The sequence below is a fragment of the Stenotrophomonas sp. PUT21 genome (genome assembly GCF_052232875.1).
GTDB lineage: Bacteria > Pseudomonadota > Gammaproteobacteria > Xanthomonadales > Xanthomonadaceae > Stenotrophomonas > Stenotrophomonas maltophilia_N.
Window position 1 is genome coordinate 1068057 of sequence record NZ_CP197645.1, and the last position, 16699, is coordinate 1084755.

Here is a 16699-nt window from a genome sequence, read left to right on the forward strand (position 1 = left end):
GTGCGTCAGCGGCCCGTGACGGGCAGGTCACGGCGGCCCAGTGCCCACGCCAGCGCCACGTGGATCGGCAGCAACAGCACGATCCACTGCAGGTTGTACTGCGCCTGCAGGGTCAGCCAGTGCAGCACCAGGCCCAGCAGCGACAGCCCGGCGACGGCCCACAGCACGATGCGGAACCCTGCGCGCGGCGCGCGGCCGCGCAACAGGGTGATCGCAGCGGGAACGAGCAGCAGGCACAGCGGCGAGAGCTGCAGCAGGTTGCGGTTGGCCCAGGCGGCCTGGTGCGCGCTGAAGCCCCACAGATAGGTCAGCAGCGCGCCACCGATCCCGCAGAACAGCCAGAACGGCAGTGCGAGGCCACCGAGCAGACGACGCCGGCGGCGCAGTGCGGCCACCCCTGCGGCGGCGATCAGGCCGCACAGCAGCCACGGCCACCAGCGGCGCGGCGACTCGGTCGGTTCCGGCGCGATCCGGTGCGGCAGCAGTTCCTGTTCGGCCTGCACCAGCGGGCGACCTTCGCTGTTGCGGACCTGGCGCAGCGCATCGGCCAGGCGCATCGGCACGAACGCTTCCTGCCAGCGCGACAGCGGCTGATCGGCGAACGGACCCAGGCCGATATCGAAGCCCAGCCACATCCATGGCGAGGGCGAGGCCAGGCGCACCGATTCACTGCGGTAGGTGTTGCCGCGCGAACGGCCGGACAGCTGCGAATGCAGGCCGCCACCGAGGGCGCCATCGATCGCGTCGCGGACCATGGTGGCGCAGTTGGCGGTGTAGTAATCGTAGTGGTAACGCGCGTTTTCCGGCTTGGCGCGTTCGGCCAGCGATTCGGCCAGGGTGCGCGCCTGCACGGGCGTCAGGTCCAGCCACTGCACGCTCGCGCCGCGGCCGCTCTCCTGGTAATAGGAGAGATCCTGCCCCAGCGGCAGCGCGACCAGGTAATACATCATGTCCCCGCGCACGAAGTTGCCGATGAAATCGGACTCGCTCGGGTCGAAGTAACCGAAGTTGTACGAGGTCGCTTCGCCAGTCACCGGATCGACCACGACCAGCGCGTCATGCCCGAAGCGCTCGAAGAAGATCTCGCCCGGCTGCATGGTGACCACGCCGATGCGCGGCGCCTCGCTCGGTGCCGGTGCCGGTGCCGGTGCCGGGGTGGCAGTGGCAGTGGCGGGCGCGGCCTCCTGCGCGGCCAGTGCCCCGAAGGGCAGGCTGGCCATCGCAAGCAGCGACAACACGAACAACAGGCGGCACAGCGACCACCGATTCAAAGGGGGCCGCATGGCGTGGGTCAATCCTCGTTGTGGGTGTCGGGCGGCAGTACGGTCACGTGGAACGCCTGCACGCGGCGGGCATCGGCACGCGCCACCCGGAACACGAAGCGGTCCAGGGTGAGTTCGTCACCGGTTTCCGGCAGGTGCCCGATCGCCTCGGTGACCAGGCCACCGATGGTGTCGTAGTCATCGTCGGGGAAGGTGGCACCGAAGCGCTCGTTGAAATCCTCGATCGCGGTTAACGCGTCGACCACGTACTGGCCATCGGCCTGGATCGCGATCTGCGAGGTGTGGTCCTCGGCCTCGTCGTGCTCGTCGTCGATCTCGCCGACGATCTGCTCCAGCACGTCCTCGATGGTGACCAGCCCGGCGACACCGCCGTACTCGTCCACCACGATGGCCATGTGGTTGCGCGAGAGCCGGAACTCCTTCAGCAGCACGTTGAGCTTCTTGGCCTCGGGGATCAGCACCGCCGGGCGCAGCAGCTCACGGATGTTGGCCGGCCCGTTGTCGGCCACCACGCCGCGCAGCAGGTCCTTGGCCAACAGGATGCCGAGGATGTCGTCCTTGTTGTCGCCGTGCACCGGGAAGCGCGAATGGCCGGATTCGACCACCTGCTTCATCAGTTCAAGGAAGGGGGCTTCGACCGGCAGGGAGACCATCTGCGAGCGCGAGATCATCACGTCGCCGACGGTGAGCTCGGCCACCGAAATGGCGCCTTCCATCATCCGCAGCGTGTCCGCGGCGATCAGGCCGTCTTCGTGCGCGGTGTGCAGTACCGCCACCAGCTCGTCGCGGGTGTGGGGTTCGCCGGAGAAGGCAGAGGTCAGGCGTTCGAGCCAGCTGCGCTTCTTTTCATTGTGCTCCTGCGCGGAGCTACTACTGTCGTCTTCAGACATCTCTGGAAAAAAGGCACCCGGCGTGCCGGGCGTTGGATTTAGTCTATCAGGATGCGGGCGCCTGTCAGTGCCCGGCCGGGGGCGGATTCACGCCCGGCATGGCGGTCGGGGCGGCCCCCGGGGCCGGGGTGTCTTCCTCCGCCGGCAGGTCCAGGCTGTAGGTGCAGCCGGCCAGGGTCTTGCCGGGGTGGGACTTGACCGTGGACAGGCTCAGGATCACCGATTCGATCAGGGCCTCGCCGGTACGCGGGTCGGTGACGTCGCGGCTGACCAGTTCGCGGCCGGCCATGAACTTCTCCGGGGTATCCACGCCATCCTCCAGCGCCAGGCGCTTGGCCAGCGGGCGCGGGTCGGCCAGGTCCAGGATGGCCATGATGCTGGCCCCGGCGACCGTGATGTACTCGGCGCGCTCCCCAAATACCGTGATCGGTGCGGCCAGGCGGAATTCGGTCATGAACTGGTTGGTCTGCGGCAGCGGCTGCAGACCGTTGGCGACCGCCTTGAGCGGGTCGGCCACTACCGGGGCGACCGCGTTGTAGTCGCCCACGCTCTGGCGGCATTCGATCAGGGCGGTCAGGTCCAGCGGGGCCGCATCGGCGAACGCCGAGATGGGCAGCAGGCCCAGCAGGCCAAGGCAGGCAAGTCGCAGCGGGGTCATCAAAGCAGATCCATCAACGGAGGCGTGCAGCGCACGGATGCGGCGACGATCATAGCGGGGGAGGCCACGCGTGGCACGGCCTCACCGGCGGCGCAGCAGCCAGCGCAGCGTGGGCAGGAAGGTGACGACGGCGATCCCCGCCGCGAACAGTACCAACGCGGCGGTGCCCAGATGGATCGCCCCCGGGCCACTGGCGGTAGCCGACAGCAGCCCGCGCCCGAAGAACAGGGCGAACGACGCGGCAAGAACAAACAGTAGGGCCACCTGCACCGGCCGTGCACGGAAGGTCGATGACTGTCCCGGCGAAACGCCGTCGCGGCCGAACCAGCGATACAGCGTGCGCCAGCCCAGCGGCGCGACCAGGGCAGCCGCCAGCCCCGACCAGATCACCACGCTCAAGCCGGCCGCGCTGAGGGTCGCCTCGCCAGAACCGGCCAGCAGACGAGGCAGGATCAGGCCCGCCACCACGCAGGTCAGCATGCCTGCCACGAACACCCCGGCGGCCAGGCCGGACAGACGCCCGGCCCATGCGGCGGACAGTGGCGCGCGCTGCTGCCGCGCTGCCCACCAGCTTCGCGCAGGCGCCAACGACAGCGCTGCGATCACCGCCGACAGCCCCAGCATGCCCAGCTGCAGTGCACCCGGGTCACGCCCCGCCGGCGTCAGTGCGGTGAGCCCCGGGGCTCCGATCGCGGCGTACAGAAGCCCGGCCCAGGACACTGCAAGCAGCACGGGACCCAGTGCGGAACGACGCTCAGGAATCGGCATGGCGGCATACGTCCTTGTATGGCAGAGGGATCAACACAGATAGCGAGGGGGCCGCTCAGCGCTCGCCGGCATACGGGTCGGCGATCCCGAGCTCGGCCAAGATGTCCCGTTCCAGCTGTTCCATGGCGTCGGCTTCCTTTTCGTCCTCATGGTCCCAGCCGAGCAGGTGCAGCACGCCATGCACGGTCAGGTGCGCGTAGTGGGCATTGAGCGCCTTGCCCTGTTCGTCCGCTTCGCGGGCGACCACCGGTGCGCAGATCACCAGATCACCCAGCAGCGGGAACTTCACGCCCTTGGGCAGGCCTTCGGGCAGTTCGGCCGGGAAGCTGAGTACGTTGGTCGCGTAATCCTTGCCGCGGTAATGGCGGTTCAAGGACTGGCCTTCCTTGGCATCGACCAGGCGGATCGCCAGGTCGGCCTCGCGGATGCGGCCCTTCAGGGCGGCGGCGACCCACTTGCGGAAGCTCACCGCCGAGGGCAGGCCGGCACGGGGCAGGGCGTAGCTGATCGCGACGTCCAGTCGCACGGGACCACGGGTCATGGGGTCGCTCCGGGTTGGACCTGCTGCAGATCGCGGCGGTCGTAGGCGCTGACGATGCGGGCCACCAGCGGGTGGCGGACCACGTCGCGCGCTTCGAAGAAGGTGAAGCTCACGCCCTCCACATCGCGCAGCACGTCGATCGCATCGCGCAGCCCGGATTTGACGTGCTTGGGCAGATCGGTCTGGGTGAGATCACCGGTGACCACCGCGGTGGAGCCGAAGCCCAGGCGGGTCAGGAACATCTTCATCTGCTCGACCGTCGTGTTCTGCGCTTCGTCCAGGATCACGTACGCATCGTTGAGCGTGCGCCCACGCATGTAGGCCAGTGGCGCGATCTCGATGACGTTCTTCTCCAGCAGCTTGAGCACCTTTTCCACGCCCAGCATTTCATACAGCGCGTCGTACAGCGGGCGCAGGTACGGGTCGACCTTCTGGCTCAGGTCGCCGGGCAGGAAGCCCAGCTTCTCGCCGGCTTCCACTGCCGGACGGACCAGGATCAGGCGCTGCACGCGCGCTTCATTGAGCGCTTCCACCGCGCTGGCCACGGCCAGGAAGGTCTTGCCGGTACCGGCCGGGCCGATGCCGAAGTTGATGTCGTGCGTGGTGATCTGATGCAGGTAACGGGCCTGGTTGGCACCGCGGCCGCGTACGGTGCCGCGCTTGACCTTGATCGCCACTTCCTGGGCTTCGTAGGCGCGCTCGACCACATGCTCCACGTTGGCCTGGTTCAGGCGCAGGTGGATGGCATGGCTGTCGAACACCACGTCACCGGCTTCGGCGTACAGCGCCTCGATCAGGGCCTGCGCATCGGCGACCACGGCCTTGGGACCGGTCACGCGGAACACGTGGCCACGGTTGGCGATTTCCACGCCGAGTTTGAGTTCCACCTGGCGGAGATGTTCGTCGAACGGGCCGGCCATGTTGGCCAGGCGCTCGTTGTCTTCCGGGGTGAGGGTGAAGTCGCGTTGTGCGAGTGCGGTCATTGCGTCCGGCGGCCGCCGGTCCAGCCGACCGGGCCGCAAGCAGGGAAAGGGAGAACAGGGTAGCGCGGGTGTGGGGCGGCCGCTACAGCACGGGCGGAAAGCGGTTTTCCACAGGGGCTGTGCAACGCCGGTGCAGCAACCTGTGGATAGGTGTCGCCAGCCTTACTGCGGCAAAGGGTTCGATTGCGTGGTCAAAAAAGCGTCAACGATGACCGGGCCGTGGCCCGGCCACCTTGTTCAATCCGCCGTCACCATCCGCGCGCGCAGCGAATTGCTGTACGCCTCGGTGATCACCACATCCACGAACTGGCCGACCAGGCGCGGGTGCCCCGGGAAGTTGACCGAACGCATGTTCTCGCTCTTGCCGGTCAGCTCGTTCGGGTTGCGCTTGGAGGGGCCTTCCACCAGCACGGTCTGCACCGTGCCGACCATCTTTTCGGAGATGGCTGCAGCCTGCTCGTTGATCCGGGCCTGCAAGCGCGACAGGCGTGCGTGCTTTTCCGCATCGGAGGTGGTGTCTTCCAGATCGGCTGCAGGGGTGCCCGGGCGGCGCGAATAGATGAAGGAAAAGCTCTGGTCGAAGCCCACGTCCTCGATCAGCTTCATGGTCTTCTCGAACTCGGCATCGGTCTCGCCGGGGAAGCCGACGATGAAATCCGAGCTGATCGAGATGTCCGGACGCACCGCGCGCAGCTTGCGGATCTTGGATTTGAATTCCAGCGCGGTGTAGCCGCGCTTCATCGCCGAGAGCACGCGGTCGCTGCCGGCCTGCACCGGCAGATGCAGGAAGTTGGCCAGCTGCGGCACGTCACGGTAGGCATCGATCAGCGAATCGCTGAATTCCAGCGGGTGCGAGGTGGTGAAGCGGATCCGGCCGACCCCGTCGATCTCGGCGATGGTGCGGATCAGCAGGCCCAGATCGGCGAACTCGCCGTCGCCATACGGGCCGCGGTAGGCGTTGACGTTCTGGCCGAGCAGGTTGATTTCCAGCACGCCCTGGGCGGCCAGTTGCGCCACTTCCACCACCACGTCTTCGAACGGGCGGCTGACCTCGGTGCCGCGGGTGTAGGGCACCACGCAGAACGAACAGTACTTCGAGCAGCCTTCCATGATCGACACGAACGCAGAGGCGCCCTCGGCACGCGGCTCGGGCAGGGCGTCGAACTTCTCGATCTCCGGGAAGCTGATGTCCACCTGCGACCTGCCCGATTCACGGCGCTGGCGGATCAGCTCCGGCAGGCGGTGCAGGGTCTGCGGGCCGAACACCAGGTCCACGTGCGGGGCACGCTTGATGATCGCCTCGCCTTCCTGCGAGGCCACGCAGCCGCCGACGCCGATGATCACGCCACGGCCGTTGTTCTTCAGCGCCTTCCAGTAGCCGAGCTGGCTGAACACCTTCTCCTGGGCCTTCTCGCGGATCGAGCAGGTGTTCATCAACAACACGTCGGCCTCGGCCGGGTCGTCGGTGAGTTCCAGCCCTTCGGAGGCGGCGAGCACGTCGGCCATCTTGGTCGAGTCGTACTCGTTCATCTGGCAACCGTGGGTCTTGATGTACAGCTTGCCGCGCACCGGACCGTTCACCTGCGGCCTGGCACCGGGCAGGGGGAGCAGGTCGGGGCGGGGGGCGGAGCTGGGCGGAGCAGAGGCAGGCAAGGCAGAACCGGCCGAAGTCGGCGCGGTCGAAGCTGGCGTCCCGGTCATGGCGCTTATTCCAGTCGGGTGGGCGGGCAGGCAGCCGGATGGCTGCGGTGAGCAGGCCATTGTAGCCGGGTCGGGCGCCCCCCTTGGCAATCCCCGGCGAATTGGGGACACTCCCGCTCATGAAGGGGATGTTGGGGATCGCTGCGCTGGCCTTGGCTGCGCTGACCGCTATGCCGGCCAGTGCGGGCACCCTGTACAAGTGCGTCGGCAGCGACGGCGTTCCCAGCTATGTGAGCAAGCGCGTGGCCGGCGCCGCCTGCAGCGTGATCAGCAGCTACCGGCCCGAGCGCGGCGCGGCGCCTCGCCGGGCCCTGGCAGCGCCGCCTGCGCCGACCCCGGCGACCCCGATCGCCAGCGCGGCGCCAGCGCCTAGCCGGGCCGATACCGCCACCGCGGCGACCGCGATCAACCCGGCCCCGGCACCGTCCCCCGCCCCGGCCACGGTGCTGACCGCGCCCTCCGCCCCGGCGCCGGCCGGCAACAAGGCTGGAAAGGTCCGCAGCGGCCAGCTGTACGCCTATATGAAAGACGGCGTGCGCCATTACACCAGCGCACGCCCGGCCGGCATCGCCAGCGTTGGCCAGGTCCGCACCATCCATTACAGCTTCATCGAGCGCTGCTACGCCTGTGGCGCCAACCCGGCGGTCAACTTCGGCTCGGTGCGGCTCAACACCACCGCTTACCAGAGCGAGATCACCGCCGCCGCCCGCGAGTTCGGGGTGGAAGAGGCGGTGGTCCGCGCGATCATCCACGCCGAATCGGCCTACAACCCGACCGCGCTCAGCCGCGCCGGCGCGCAGGGCCTGATGCAGTTGATGCCGCCGACCGCGCGCCGCTTCGGCGTCAGCGATTCCTTCGATGCCTCGCAGAACATCCGCGGCGGTGTGCAGTACCTGTCCTGGCTGCTCAAGCGCTTCAACGGCGATCTCACCCTGGCGGCGGCGGGCTACAACGCCGGCGAGGGCGCGGTCGACCGCCATGGTGGCGTGCCGCCTTACAGCGAGACCCAGTATTACGTGAAGCGGGTGGCCCTGTTGGCCGACCGCTACCGCGGTGCCGTGGCCAGCCATCAATGACCCATGGCGCCAGTGGTACCTGATGCCGTACTGTCGGGGTAATGTCGTTCCGTAGTACCGCGTTGTGTGGCCGACTTCGGTTCAGCTACACTCGCGGCTGATTCAATGTGGACTGGCCCCCACCGGTCTGCTGGCAGCCTCAAGCTACCTAAATCAATATCGGAGTGCCGGATGGCCAACGATGGGGTAAACGATCCAGTCAACACTGGACGTCGGCGGTTTCTCTCAGCAACCACTGCGGTGGTCGGAGCGGTCGGCGTCGGATTTGCAGCGGTACCGTTCATCAAGTCTTGGAATCCCAGCGCCCGCGCCAAACTGGCCGGTGCCCCGGTGATTGCCGACATCAGTGCGCTCCAGGAAGGCCAGCGTCTGGTCATGGAGTGGCGTGGACAGCCGATCTGGATCGTCAAGCGCTCCAAGGCCATCCTCGACGCGCTGCACGGGCTGGACGGCCGCCTGAAGGATCCCGAGTCGGGCGAGAAAGAGCAGCAGCCCGAGTACGTGCTCAAGCAGAATCCCGAGTTCCGCTCGATCAAGGCCGAGGTCTCGGTGCTGGTCGGGCTGTGCACCCATCTGGGCTGTTCGCCGGAAATGGTCGCCGAGATCCGCCCCGAGCCCTACGACCCCCAGTGGAAGGGCGGCTACTTCTGCCCCTGCCACAAGTCGCGCTTCGACATGTCCGGTCGCGTGTTCAAGGATGTTCCGGCACCGATCAACCTGCTGGTGCCGCCGCACCATTACCAGGACGACAACACCATCATCATCGGCGTTGATCCGCAGGGGGCGGCTTGATCATGGCCAATATCCTTTCCCGCACCGCCACCGGCGTCGCCGACTGGGTCAACGCACGCGCGCCCGGGCTGATGCCGGTCTACCGCAAGCACGTCACCGAGTACTACGCGCCGAAGAACTTCAACATCTGGTACTACTTCGGCTCGCTGGCGCTGCTGATCCTGGTCAACCAGATCGTCACCGGCATCTTCCTGACGATGCACTACAAGACGAACGCGGCCGAAGCGTTCGCCTCCATCGAATACATCATGCGGGACGTGGAGTGGGGCTGGCTGATCCGCTACATGCACTCCACCGGTGCCTCGCTGTTCTTCATCGTGGTCTACCTGCACATGTTCCGCGGCCTGCTCTATGGCAGTTACCAGAAGCCGCGCGAGCTGGTCTGGATCCTCGGCATGCTGATCTACCTGGTGCTGATGGCCGAAGCCTTCATGGGCTACGTGCTGCCGTGGGGCCAGATGTCGTTCTGGGGCGCCAAGGTGATCATCTCGCTGTTCGGCGCGATCCCGGTGATCGGTACCGGCCTGACCGAATGGATCATGGGCGATTACCTGCCCAGCGACGCCACCCTCAACCGCTTCTTCGCGCTGCACGTGATCGCACTGCCGCTGGTGCTGTTGCTGCTGGTGGTGCTGCACCTGGGCGCGCTGCACGAGGTGGGTTCCAACAACCCCGATGGCGTGGAGATCAAGAAGGGGCCGAAGGGCAACCGCTGGTCGGCCACGGCGCCTAGCGACGGTATTCCGTTCCACCCGTACTACACGCTCAAGGATGCGGTCGGCGCCGGTTTCCTGCTGATCATCGCCGCCTTCATCATCTTCTTCGCGCCGGCCTTCGGCGGCCTGTTCCTGGAGCATGACAACTTCACCGAGGCCAACCGCCTGGTGACGCCCGAGCACATCAAGCCGGTCTGGTACTACACCCCGTACTACGCAATGTTGCGCGTGGTGCCCAACAAGCTCGGCGGTGTGATCGTGATGTTCTCGGCGATCGCCATCCTGTTCCTGGTGCCGTGGCTGGATCGCGCGCGGGTGAAATCCTACCGTTACCGCGGCCTGCTCTCGCGCGGTCTGCTGGGCATGTTCGCGGTGTGCTTCGTGTGGCTGGGCGTGATCGGCTCCGGCCCGGGCACGGATGCGCACGAGACCTACATCGGGCGCGTGCTGACCTTCCTGTATTTCGCCTTCTTCATCACCATGCCGCTATGGACCAAGCTGGACAGGACCAAGCCGGTACCGGACCGGGTGACCACGCATGACTGACCACTGGATTGTCCGGCTGGCCTGCGCGGCGGCCCTGATGCTCGGTGTCGCGGTGGCCGACGCCGCCGAGGGCGCCAAGACCCTGCAGGCCGGCAACGATCTGAGCGATCGTGCTTCGCTGCAGCGTGGCGCGCAGCTCTACATGAACTACTGTTCCGGCTGCCACGCGCTGAAATACCTGCGTTACTCGCGCATGGCCGCCGATCTCGGGCTGAGCGAAGAAGAGGTCATGAACAACCTCAACTTCACCGGCACCCCGGTCGGCGAGCCGATCCCGGTGACGATGCCCAAGGCGCAGGCCGAAAAATGGTTCGGCAAGATGCCGCCGGACCTGAGCTTGATCTCGCGGGTGCGGGGCAGCGACTGGGTCTACACCTACCTCAAGTCGTTCTACCTGGATCCCACGCGGCCGCTGGGCTGGAACAACACCGTGTTCCCGAATGCCTCCATGCCCAACCCGCTGTGGGAAATGCAGGGGCTGCAGCATGCCGTGCACGGCAAGCCGGAGAACACCGGCGAAGACCCGCCGGTGGTTGGCCTGAAGATCGAACAGCCCGGCAACATCGATGCTGGCCAGTACGACCAGGCGGTGCGCGACATCACCAACTTCCTGGAGTACGCCGGCGAGCCGGCCGCCCTGAAGCGCCAAAAGCTGGGCGTGTGGGTGATCCTGTTCCTGGCCCTGCTGACCTTCCTGGCCTATCTGCTCAAGAAGGAATACTGGAAGGACGTCCACTGAGCCGTCCGGCGCCTTCCTGTGTCGATCGTTCCCCGCGTGGGACGATCGACCTATTGGCTTTTGTGATGTGCGGTTGCACACTCGGGTACTGTGACGACCGTCGGCAATGGGCTGGCGGCGCCGATACGACCGGCGGTTACCGGACGTTGGAGAGCCTTTGATGGCGGCGAGCGTACGCATGCGGAATACCCTGACGCTGTTTTCCTCGAACGACGATGTGCTGTGCCATCGCGTACGGCTGGTACTGGCGGCCAAGGGCGTCACTTATGACTCCGTGCCGGTCGACCCGCAGAACCCGCCCGAAGATCTCATCGATCTCAATCCGTATCACTCCGTGCCCACCCTGGTGGAGCGCGAGCTGGTGCTGTACGCGGCGTCGGTGGTCAGCGAATACCTGGACGAGCGCTATCCGCACCCGCCGCTGATGCCGGTCGATCCGCTCTCGCGGGCCCGCATCCGCCTGGCGATGCTGCGCATCGAACACGACTGGGTGCCGCAGGTGCAGGCCATCCAGCTGGGCAACAAGACCCAGGCCGAGGCCGGGCGCAAGCGCCTCAAGGAACTGCTGACCAGCGCGGTGCCGCTGTTCAAGGCCAGCAAGTTCTTCCTCAACCCGGAAATGAGCCTGGCCGACTGCGCGATGGCGCCGATCATCTGGCGGCTGCAGGCACTCGACGTGCCGTTGCCGAAGGATGGCAAATCGATCGAAGACTACGGCAACCGCATTTTCCGGCACCCGGGTTTCATCCGCAGCCTGACCGAACAGGAAAAGAAACTGCGCGACCTGCCGGTCTGATCGGCGGGGGCGTGCCGCGTGCGGCACCGGTGTACTGAACGAAATCGCGGTGCCGGTACGCGCCATGGCTGACCTGCGGGTAGGCGGGCGCGTACACTTGCATCAGGCAATCCGGATCAAGAGCAGCCGAGCACGGCTCGGCTCTACCACATGACTGAAGACACTTTTCGCATGACCAGCCACCGTCCGTACCTGTTGCGGGCCTTGGTGGAATGGATCAATGACAACGACCTGACGCCGCACATCCTGGTCGACGCCGGCATGCCTGGCGTGCAGGTGCCGCAGAGCGCGGTCAAGGACGGCCGCGTCGTCCTGAACATCGCCGAGCGCGCCGTGGTGCGCCTGCATATCGACAACGACAGCGTCAGCTTCTCGGCCCGCTTCTCCGGGACCAGTTACCCGGTGCAGGTGCCGATCTCGGCCGTGCTGGCCGTCTATGCCCGCGAGACCGGGCAGGGGATGGCGCTGCCGGATGACATCCCGGGCCACGAGCCGGGGCCGGACGACGAACTGCCGCCGGACGATTCACCGACCCCGCCGGACGACGCACCGCCCAAGCCCAGCGGTCGCCCACATCTGCGGGTGGTCAAATAAGACACACGATGGCCGCCGCAAGGCGGCCATTTTCATTGGTAGAGCCGACCTTTGGTCGTCCGCTCTCTGCGGAATTCACGACAACCGACCCACGGCCGACCAACGCTCGGCGCTACCCGGCTCAGACGTCCTCGGCATCGCGCGTATCGATATCGCGCCGGATCTCGCTGATCCTCGCGGCCGACGGCCCCACGAACGTGATCAGCTGATCACCGCGCAGCACCATGCGCCCGCTGTGGCGGTCGACGCCATCGTGCGAATACTCAAACTTGAAGGTGCGCTCCCAGCCCAGCCAGCCGTTGTCCTTGCGGCACACGCGCAGGCCAGTGGCGTGCACGCTCTGGTCCAGCCACTGCACATCGGCAGCGCGGCAGGCATTGCGGCCAAGTACGCCGGCACGTTCGGCGGCGGCGCGCGAGGAATTCCAGAAGGCGTAGGCAAACGCGCCGGCAATCATCAACAGGATCAAACTGGGCATCGGTGACTCGGCGCGGTCAGGGAGGTCGGTCCCTCCAAGATGGCGACGAATGCGGCGCGGATCAAGCCATCCGCGCGATCACGATCAGGACGTGCGCGGTGGCGGCGGCGGGACGGGGAGCGTTGTCGTTGTCGGTGTCGGTGTCCGAGTCGGGCTCGGGCTCGCCGGCGGCGCGGGCATCGGGTTCGCATTCGGGATTGGCGGACGGGGCGGCACCACCGTGGGCGCGCGGATCGGTGCCTGGGACGCCGGGGCGGCCATCGGCGGTGCCGTCGCACCCGGAGCGGGCAGGGGCGCCGGGTCCGGCGTTCCCATCGGCACCGCCGCCGGTGCGGTGGCCACCAGTTTCAGCAGTGCGGCCCAATCCTGGCGATTGAAGCTGCATTCCTCTTCGCGGCCCGGCGTGCAGCCCAGATCCACGCCATCGCCTGCAGTGGCCTTCGCTGGCGGCAGCTCGATGCGGCCGCTGCGGTCCAGCGACAGTTTGCGCAACGCCACCGTGTTCATGACATTGCCGCCGATCAGATACAGCGTCCGATCGCCGCCCATGTTGGCCGCGATCACCACTTCGCAGTGCGATTTCCAGTGCGAGACCGCGCCGCTGCCCAGCGACTGCACCAGTCCGCTGTAGCTCAGCGTCTCGCGCCGGTCGCGCAGGTAGCACAGCAGGTCGCCGGGGGCGGGTTTCTCCTGCGCCGGGTCGGTCATCCGGTACGGTCCGCTGTTCTGGTAGGCGGCGCGGATGTAGTCGATGTGTCGGGGCGAGCGGGTGAAGCCCGGCACGCTGGCGCGGGTCATCACCCAGGAGATGAAGGCCGCCGACCACGGGTTGTCCACCAGGAAGGCCCGGCAGTCGCTGTCGGTGTAGCGGGTGCCTGGCGGGGCCATGCAGCTCGATGCGCCGGGCTGGCTGCCCATTGGCGACAACGTGCCGCTCTGCCGCCAGTAGCCGACCACGCGCTGCCAGGCCACCAGACCGTTGTCGGCCAGGTGGACGTCCTCGGCTTCGGTCACGCTGAGGCTGGCGGCCCGGCCATCGCGATCGATGAAGGGCCGGTACCAGAGGCGGTGTTCGTTGCAGGCGGTCTGCACGATGGCCACGGCCAGCGGGCTCAGCCCGAAGCGCGGGGGCACATCGCAGACCTCGGCTGCAGAGGCCTGCAGCGGCAGCAGCGCGAGCAGGGGAGACAGGCAGGCGAGAAGCGGCAGGCAGCGCATGCGTGCATTCCAGGTGGGGGCAGACGCAGCCTCGCAGACCGCATCTGCCCATACCGTGAAAGCGGCATCAGCCCTGTGGGGGCGGGCCCAGTTTCAATGACAGGTCGATCGCCTGCACATGCTTGGTCAGCCCGCCGATGGAAATGCAGTCCACGCCGTCTTCGGCGATCGCGCGCAGCCCGTCCAGGCCGACACTGCCGGATACTTCCAGCGGAATCTGCCCGGCCGCAATGCGCACCGCTTCGCGCCGCGTGGCGGTATCGAAGTCATCGATCAGGATGCGGGTGCAGCCCACCGCCAGCGCCTCGCGCAGCTGGTCCAGGTCCTCGACCTCGACCACCAGCGGCAACGCCGGCCATTGCGCACGCGCCGCCAGCACCGCCGCGGTCAGCGACCCGGCCGCACGGATGTGGTTTTCCTTGAGCATCACCGTGTCGAACAGGCCCAGGCGATGGTTGTCGCCGCCGCCGCAGCGCACCGCGTATTTCTGCGCGACGCGCAGGCCGGGCAGGGTCTTGCGGGTGTCCAGGATCCGCGCGCCGGTGCCGGCAACCGCCGCGACGTACTGCGCGGTGGTGGTCGCCGTACCGGACAACGTCTGCAGGAAGTTCAGCGAGGTGCGCTCGGCGCTCACCAGGCTGCGGTTGCGGCCGTGCAGCAGGGCCAGCACGGTGCCAGCGGTGACGCGGTCGCCCTCGGCCACGCGCCACTCAATCCGGACCTCCGGATCGAGCGCCCGGTGGGTCGCGTCGAACCAGGGGCGGCCGGCGATAACCGCGTCCTGCTTGCACAGCAGGTAGGCGCTGTCGGGGCGGTCCGGGAGCAGCGCGGCGGTGACGTCACCGCTGCCGATATCCTCGGCCAGTGCACGGGCCACATCGGCGGCCACCAGGGCGGCCTCGGGGGCCGGCACGGGGAGGTGGCTCATTTTTCCGGGAAATCGGCGATCTGGGCGGTGGCGATGGCCTCTTCGGCCAGCAGCACCGGGATGCCATCGTCCACGCGGAACACCTGCTTGCGGTCACGGGTCAGCAGGGCCTCGCGCAGCGTCTGCGCCTGCGGGCTGCCATCGGCCTTGAGCACGGCACCGCTGCCGATCGCGCGGTTGAGCGCGTCCAGGCCGGTGGCATCGAGCAGGGACAGGGGCTGGCGCGTATCGGGCGAGCACAGGAGGTCGAGCAGCTTGCGATCCATGGATTCTTCGTCTTGCGTGGAAGACGGCTAGAATACGTCTTTAAGGCAGGTGACGGCCAATGACCCTCAACCAAACCGCGCCGCTCGTCGGCATCGTCATGGGATCCCGCTCGGATTGGGAAACCATGCAGCACGCCGCCCAGAAGCTGGATTCGCTGGGCGTTCCCTATGAAGTGAAAGTGGTCTCGGCGCACCGCACGCCGGACGTGCTGTTCACCTACGCCGAGCAGGCGGGCCAGCGTGGCCTGCGCGCGATCATCGCCGGTGCCGGCGGGGCCGCGCACCTGCCGGGCATGATCGCCGCCAAGACCGCTGTGCCGGTGCTGGGCGTGCCGGTGCAGTCCAAGGCCCTGAACGGCATGGATTCGCTGCTCTCGATCGTGCAGATGCCGGCCGGTATCCCGGTCGCCACCTTCGCCATCGGCAATGCCGGCGCCTCCAACGCGGCCTTGTTCGCGGCCGCCATGCTGGCCTCGGACCAGCCGGCGATCGGTGAGGCGCTGGAGGCCTTCCGCGCCCGCCAGACCGAAGACGTCATGGCCCACGACGATCCGCGTCAATGACCACCAGGACCGTTGGCATTCTGGGCGGCGGTCAGCTCGCCCGCATGATGGTCCTGGCCGGTGCGCCGATGGGGCTGCGCTTCGAGCTGTTCGACCCGGCCGCCGATGCCTGTGGTGCCCAGGTGGCACCGCTGCAGGTGGCCGCGTTCGACGATGAGGCCGCTCTGGCTGCGTTCGCCGCCCGCGTGGACGTGGTGACTTTCGATTTCGAGAACGTGCCGGCGCGCAGCGCCAAGTTCCTGGCCGAGCGCGTGCCCGTGCATCCTAATCCGGATGCGCTGGCCGTGGCCCAGGATCGGCTCAGCGAGAAGACCCTGTTCCAGTCGCTGGGCATCCCACTGCCGGCCTTCGCCGATATCCGCAGCCGCGACGAACTGGCGGCCAAGGTCGCCGAGTTCGGCATGCCCTGCATCGTCAAGACCCGCCGGCTGGGGTATGACGGCAAGGGCCAGTTCCGGATCCGCAGCGCCGCCGACATCGACGCGGCCTGGGACATCCTCGGCAGCCAGGTCGAAAAGACCGGCCTGATTCTGGAAGGTTTCGTCGCCTTTGATCGCGAGGTCAGCGTGGTGGCTGTGCGCGGGCAGGATGGCGAGTTCCGCGCGTGGCCGATCACCGGCAACTGGCACGTAGATGGCGTGCTCTCGGCCAGTCTGGCCCCGGCGCAGCTGTCGGCGGCCCAGCACGAAGCGGCCATCGGCTATGCCCGTACCCTGGCCGAGCGCCTGGACTACGTCGGCGTGTTCGCACTGGAACTGTTCTGCCGTGGTGATGAGCTGCTGGCCAACGAGATGGCGCCGCGCGTGCACAACTCCGGCCACTGGACCATCGAAGGCAGCGAAACCTCGCAGTTCGACAACCACCTGCGCGCCGTGCTCGGCCTGCCGCTGGGCGATACGCGCATGCTGGGTCATGCCTGCATGCTCAACTGGATCGGCCAGATGCCCGATGCCAACGCCGTGCTCGGCCAGGCCGGTGGCCATTGGCACGACTACGGCAAGCAGGCGCGGGACGGCCGCAAGGTTGGCCATGCCACATTGCGTGATGACGATGCGGCGGCGCTGGCCGGCGCATTGGAACGCGTGGGTGGGCAGCTTGATCGCGGCGAACAGGTTGCGCCGGTGATCCAGAGCCTGCGCGGCTGATCCTTCGGCGCGATTGAG

Annotated in this window: 19 protein-coding genes; 8 read left to right on the top strand and 11 right to left on the bottom strand. The window is 67.3% G+C overall.

Annotated elements, in window-relative coordinates; translation table 11 throughout:
* Positions 1–5 precede the first annotated feature (5 nt).
* From ACTT2I_RS04955 to miaB, 7 genes are all read right to left on the bottom strand, one after another.
* Positions 6–1283, bottom strand: coding sequence for a lipoprotein N-acyltransferase Lnb domain-containing protein (locus ACTT2I_RS04955; protein ID WP_421099669.1), 1278 nt, complete (start codon positions 1281–1283; stop codon positions 6–8).
* An 8-nt stretch (positions 1284–1291) separates the two neighbouring features.
* On the bottom strand, positions 1292–2173 hold the full coding sequence (locus ACTT2I_RS04960; protein WP_046272009.1) for an HlyC/CorC family transporter: 882 nt from the start codon (positions 2171–2173) through the stop codon (positions 1292–1294).
* 64 nt (positions 2174–2237) lie between these two features.
* Complete coding sequence (locus ACTT2I_RS04965; protein ID WP_421099668.1) at positions 2238–2831, bottom strand: hypothetical protein; 594 nt, start codon at positions 2829–2831, stop codon at positions 2238–2240.
* A gap of 81 nt (positions 2832–2912) precedes the next feature.
* Positions 2913–3599 carry a hypothetical protein gene (locus tag ACTT2I_RS04970; protein WP_421099667.1) on the bottom strand — a complete coding sequence of 229 codons (687 nt, stop codon included), beginning with the start codon at positions 3597–3599 and terminating at the stop codon, positions 2913–2915.
* Positions 3600–3654: 55 nt separating this feature from the next.
* A complete protein-coding gene (gene ybeY, locus ACTT2I_RS04975; RefSeq protein WP_121041647.1) occupies positions 3655–4140 on the bottom strand; it encodes an rRNA maturation RNase YbeY in 486 nt (161 codons plus the stop codon).
* Positions 4137–5123, bottom strand: a complete 987-nt coding sequence (locus ACTT2I_RS04980; protein ID WP_088433024.1) for a PhoH family protein — start codon at positions 5121–5123, stop codon at positions 4137–4139. Before ACTT2I_RS04980 ends, ybeY begins: the two co-directional genes overlap by 4 nt.
* Before the next feature lie 237 nt (positions 5124–5360).
* Complete coding sequence (miaB, locus tag ACTT2I_RS04985) at positions 5361–6824, bottom strand: tRNA (N6-isopentenyl adenosine(37)-C2)-methylthiotransferase MiaB (protein WP_088433023.1); 1464 nt, start codon at positions 6822–6824, stop codon at positions 5361–5363.
* Between the two features lie 119 nt (positions 6825–6943).
* On the opposite strand from miaB, the gene ACTT2I_RS04990 reads away from it, so the two are divergent.
* The 6 genes from ACTT2I_RS04990 (at position 6944) to ACTT2I_RS05015 (ending at position 12083) form a co-directional block, all read left to right on the top strand.
* Entirely contained in the window at positions 6944–7900 is a 957-nt protein-coding gene (locus ACTT2I_RS04990) for a lytic transglycosylase domain-containing protein (RefSeq protein ID WP_421099666.1), read from the top strand.
* 171 nt (positions 7901–8071) lie between these two features.
* Positions 8072–8692, top strand: a complete 621-nt coding sequence (gene petA / locus ACTT2I_RS04995; protein WP_019186259.1) for a ubiquinol-cytochrome c reductase iron-sulfur subunit — start codon at positions 8072–8074, stop codon at positions 8690–8692.
* Between the two features lie 2 nt (positions 8693–8694).
* The gene (locus ACTT2I_RS05000; RefSeq protein ID WP_293984618.1) at positions 8695–9954 is read left to right on the top strand and encodes a cytochrome b; all 1260 of its coding nucleotides are present in this window, start codon (positions 8695–8697) and stop codon (positions 9952–9954) included.
* Positions 9955–9991: 37 nt separating this feature from the next.
* Positions 9992–10693, top strand: a complete 702-nt coding sequence (locus tag ACTT2I_RS05005; protein WP_421099756.1) for a cytochrome c1 — start codon at positions 9992–9994, stop codon at positions 10691–10693.
* Between the two features lie 160 nt (positions 10694–10853).
* Positions 10854–11489 (top strand): glutathione S-transferase N-terminal domain-containing protein, encoded by a 636-nt coding sequence (locus tag ACTT2I_RS05010; protein WP_088433019.1) that lies wholly within the window; start codon positions 10854–10856, stop codon positions 11487–11489.
* A gap of 150 nt (positions 11490–11639) precedes the next feature.
* Positions 11640–12083, top strand: a complete 444-nt coding sequence (locus ACTT2I_RS05015) for a ClpXP protease specificity-enhancing factor (protein ID WP_088433018.1) — start codon at positions 11640–11642, stop codon at positions 12081–12083.
* A gap of 121 nt (positions 12084–12204) precedes the next feature.
* On the opposite strand, the gene ACTT2I_RS05020 is transcribed toward ACTT2I_RS05015, so the two are convergent.
* The 4 genes from ACTT2I_RS05020 to ACTT2I_RS05035 form a co-directional block, all read right to left on the bottom strand.
* A complete protein-coding gene (locus ACTT2I_RS05020; RefSeq protein WP_019186192.1) occupies positions 12205–12561 on the bottom strand; it encodes a DUF3301 domain-containing protein in 357 nt (118 codons plus the stop codon).
* A gap of 84 nt (positions 12562–12645) precedes the next feature.
* Entirely contained in the window at positions 12646–13779 is a 1134-nt protein-coding gene (locus tag ACTT2I_RS05025) for a DUF2272 domain-containing protein (RefSeq protein ID WP_443096795.1), read from the bottom strand.
* A gap of 67 nt (positions 13780–13846) precedes the next feature.
* Positions 13847–14707: a carboxylating nicotinate-nucleotide diphosphorylase gene (nadC, locus tag ACTT2I_RS05030; protein ID WP_088433016.1), complete on the bottom strand. Its 861-nt coding sequence runs from the start codon at positions 14705–14707 to the stop codon at positions 13847–13849.
* Entirely contained in the window at positions 14704–14973 is a 270-nt protein-coding gene (locus ACTT2I_RS05035) for a Trm112 family protein (protein WP_019186189.1), read from the bottom strand. Before ACTT2I_RS05035 ends, nadC begins: the two co-directional genes overlap by 4 nt.
* A 59-nt stretch (positions 14974–15032) precedes the next feature.
* Between ACTT2I_RS05035 and purE the strand changes: the two genes are divergently transcribed.
* Both purE and ACTT2I_RS05045 read left to right on the top strand, forming a co-directional pair.
* Complete coding sequence (purE, locus tag ACTT2I_RS05040) at positions 15033–15536, top strand: 5-(carboxyamino)imidazole ribonucleotide mutase (RefSeq protein ID WP_019186188.1); 504 nt, start codon at positions 15033–15035, stop codon at positions 15534–15536.
* Positions 15533–16681 carry a 5-(carboxyamino)imidazole ribonucleotide synthase gene (locus ACTT2I_RS05045; protein ID WP_088433015.1) on the top strand — a complete coding sequence of 383 codons (1149 nt, stop codon included), beginning with the start codon at positions 15533–15535 and terminating at the stop codon, positions 16679–16681. The genes purE and ACTT2I_RS05045 overlap by 4 nt, the downstream gene beginning before the upstream one ends.
* Positions 16682–16699: the final 18 nt, after the last annotated feature.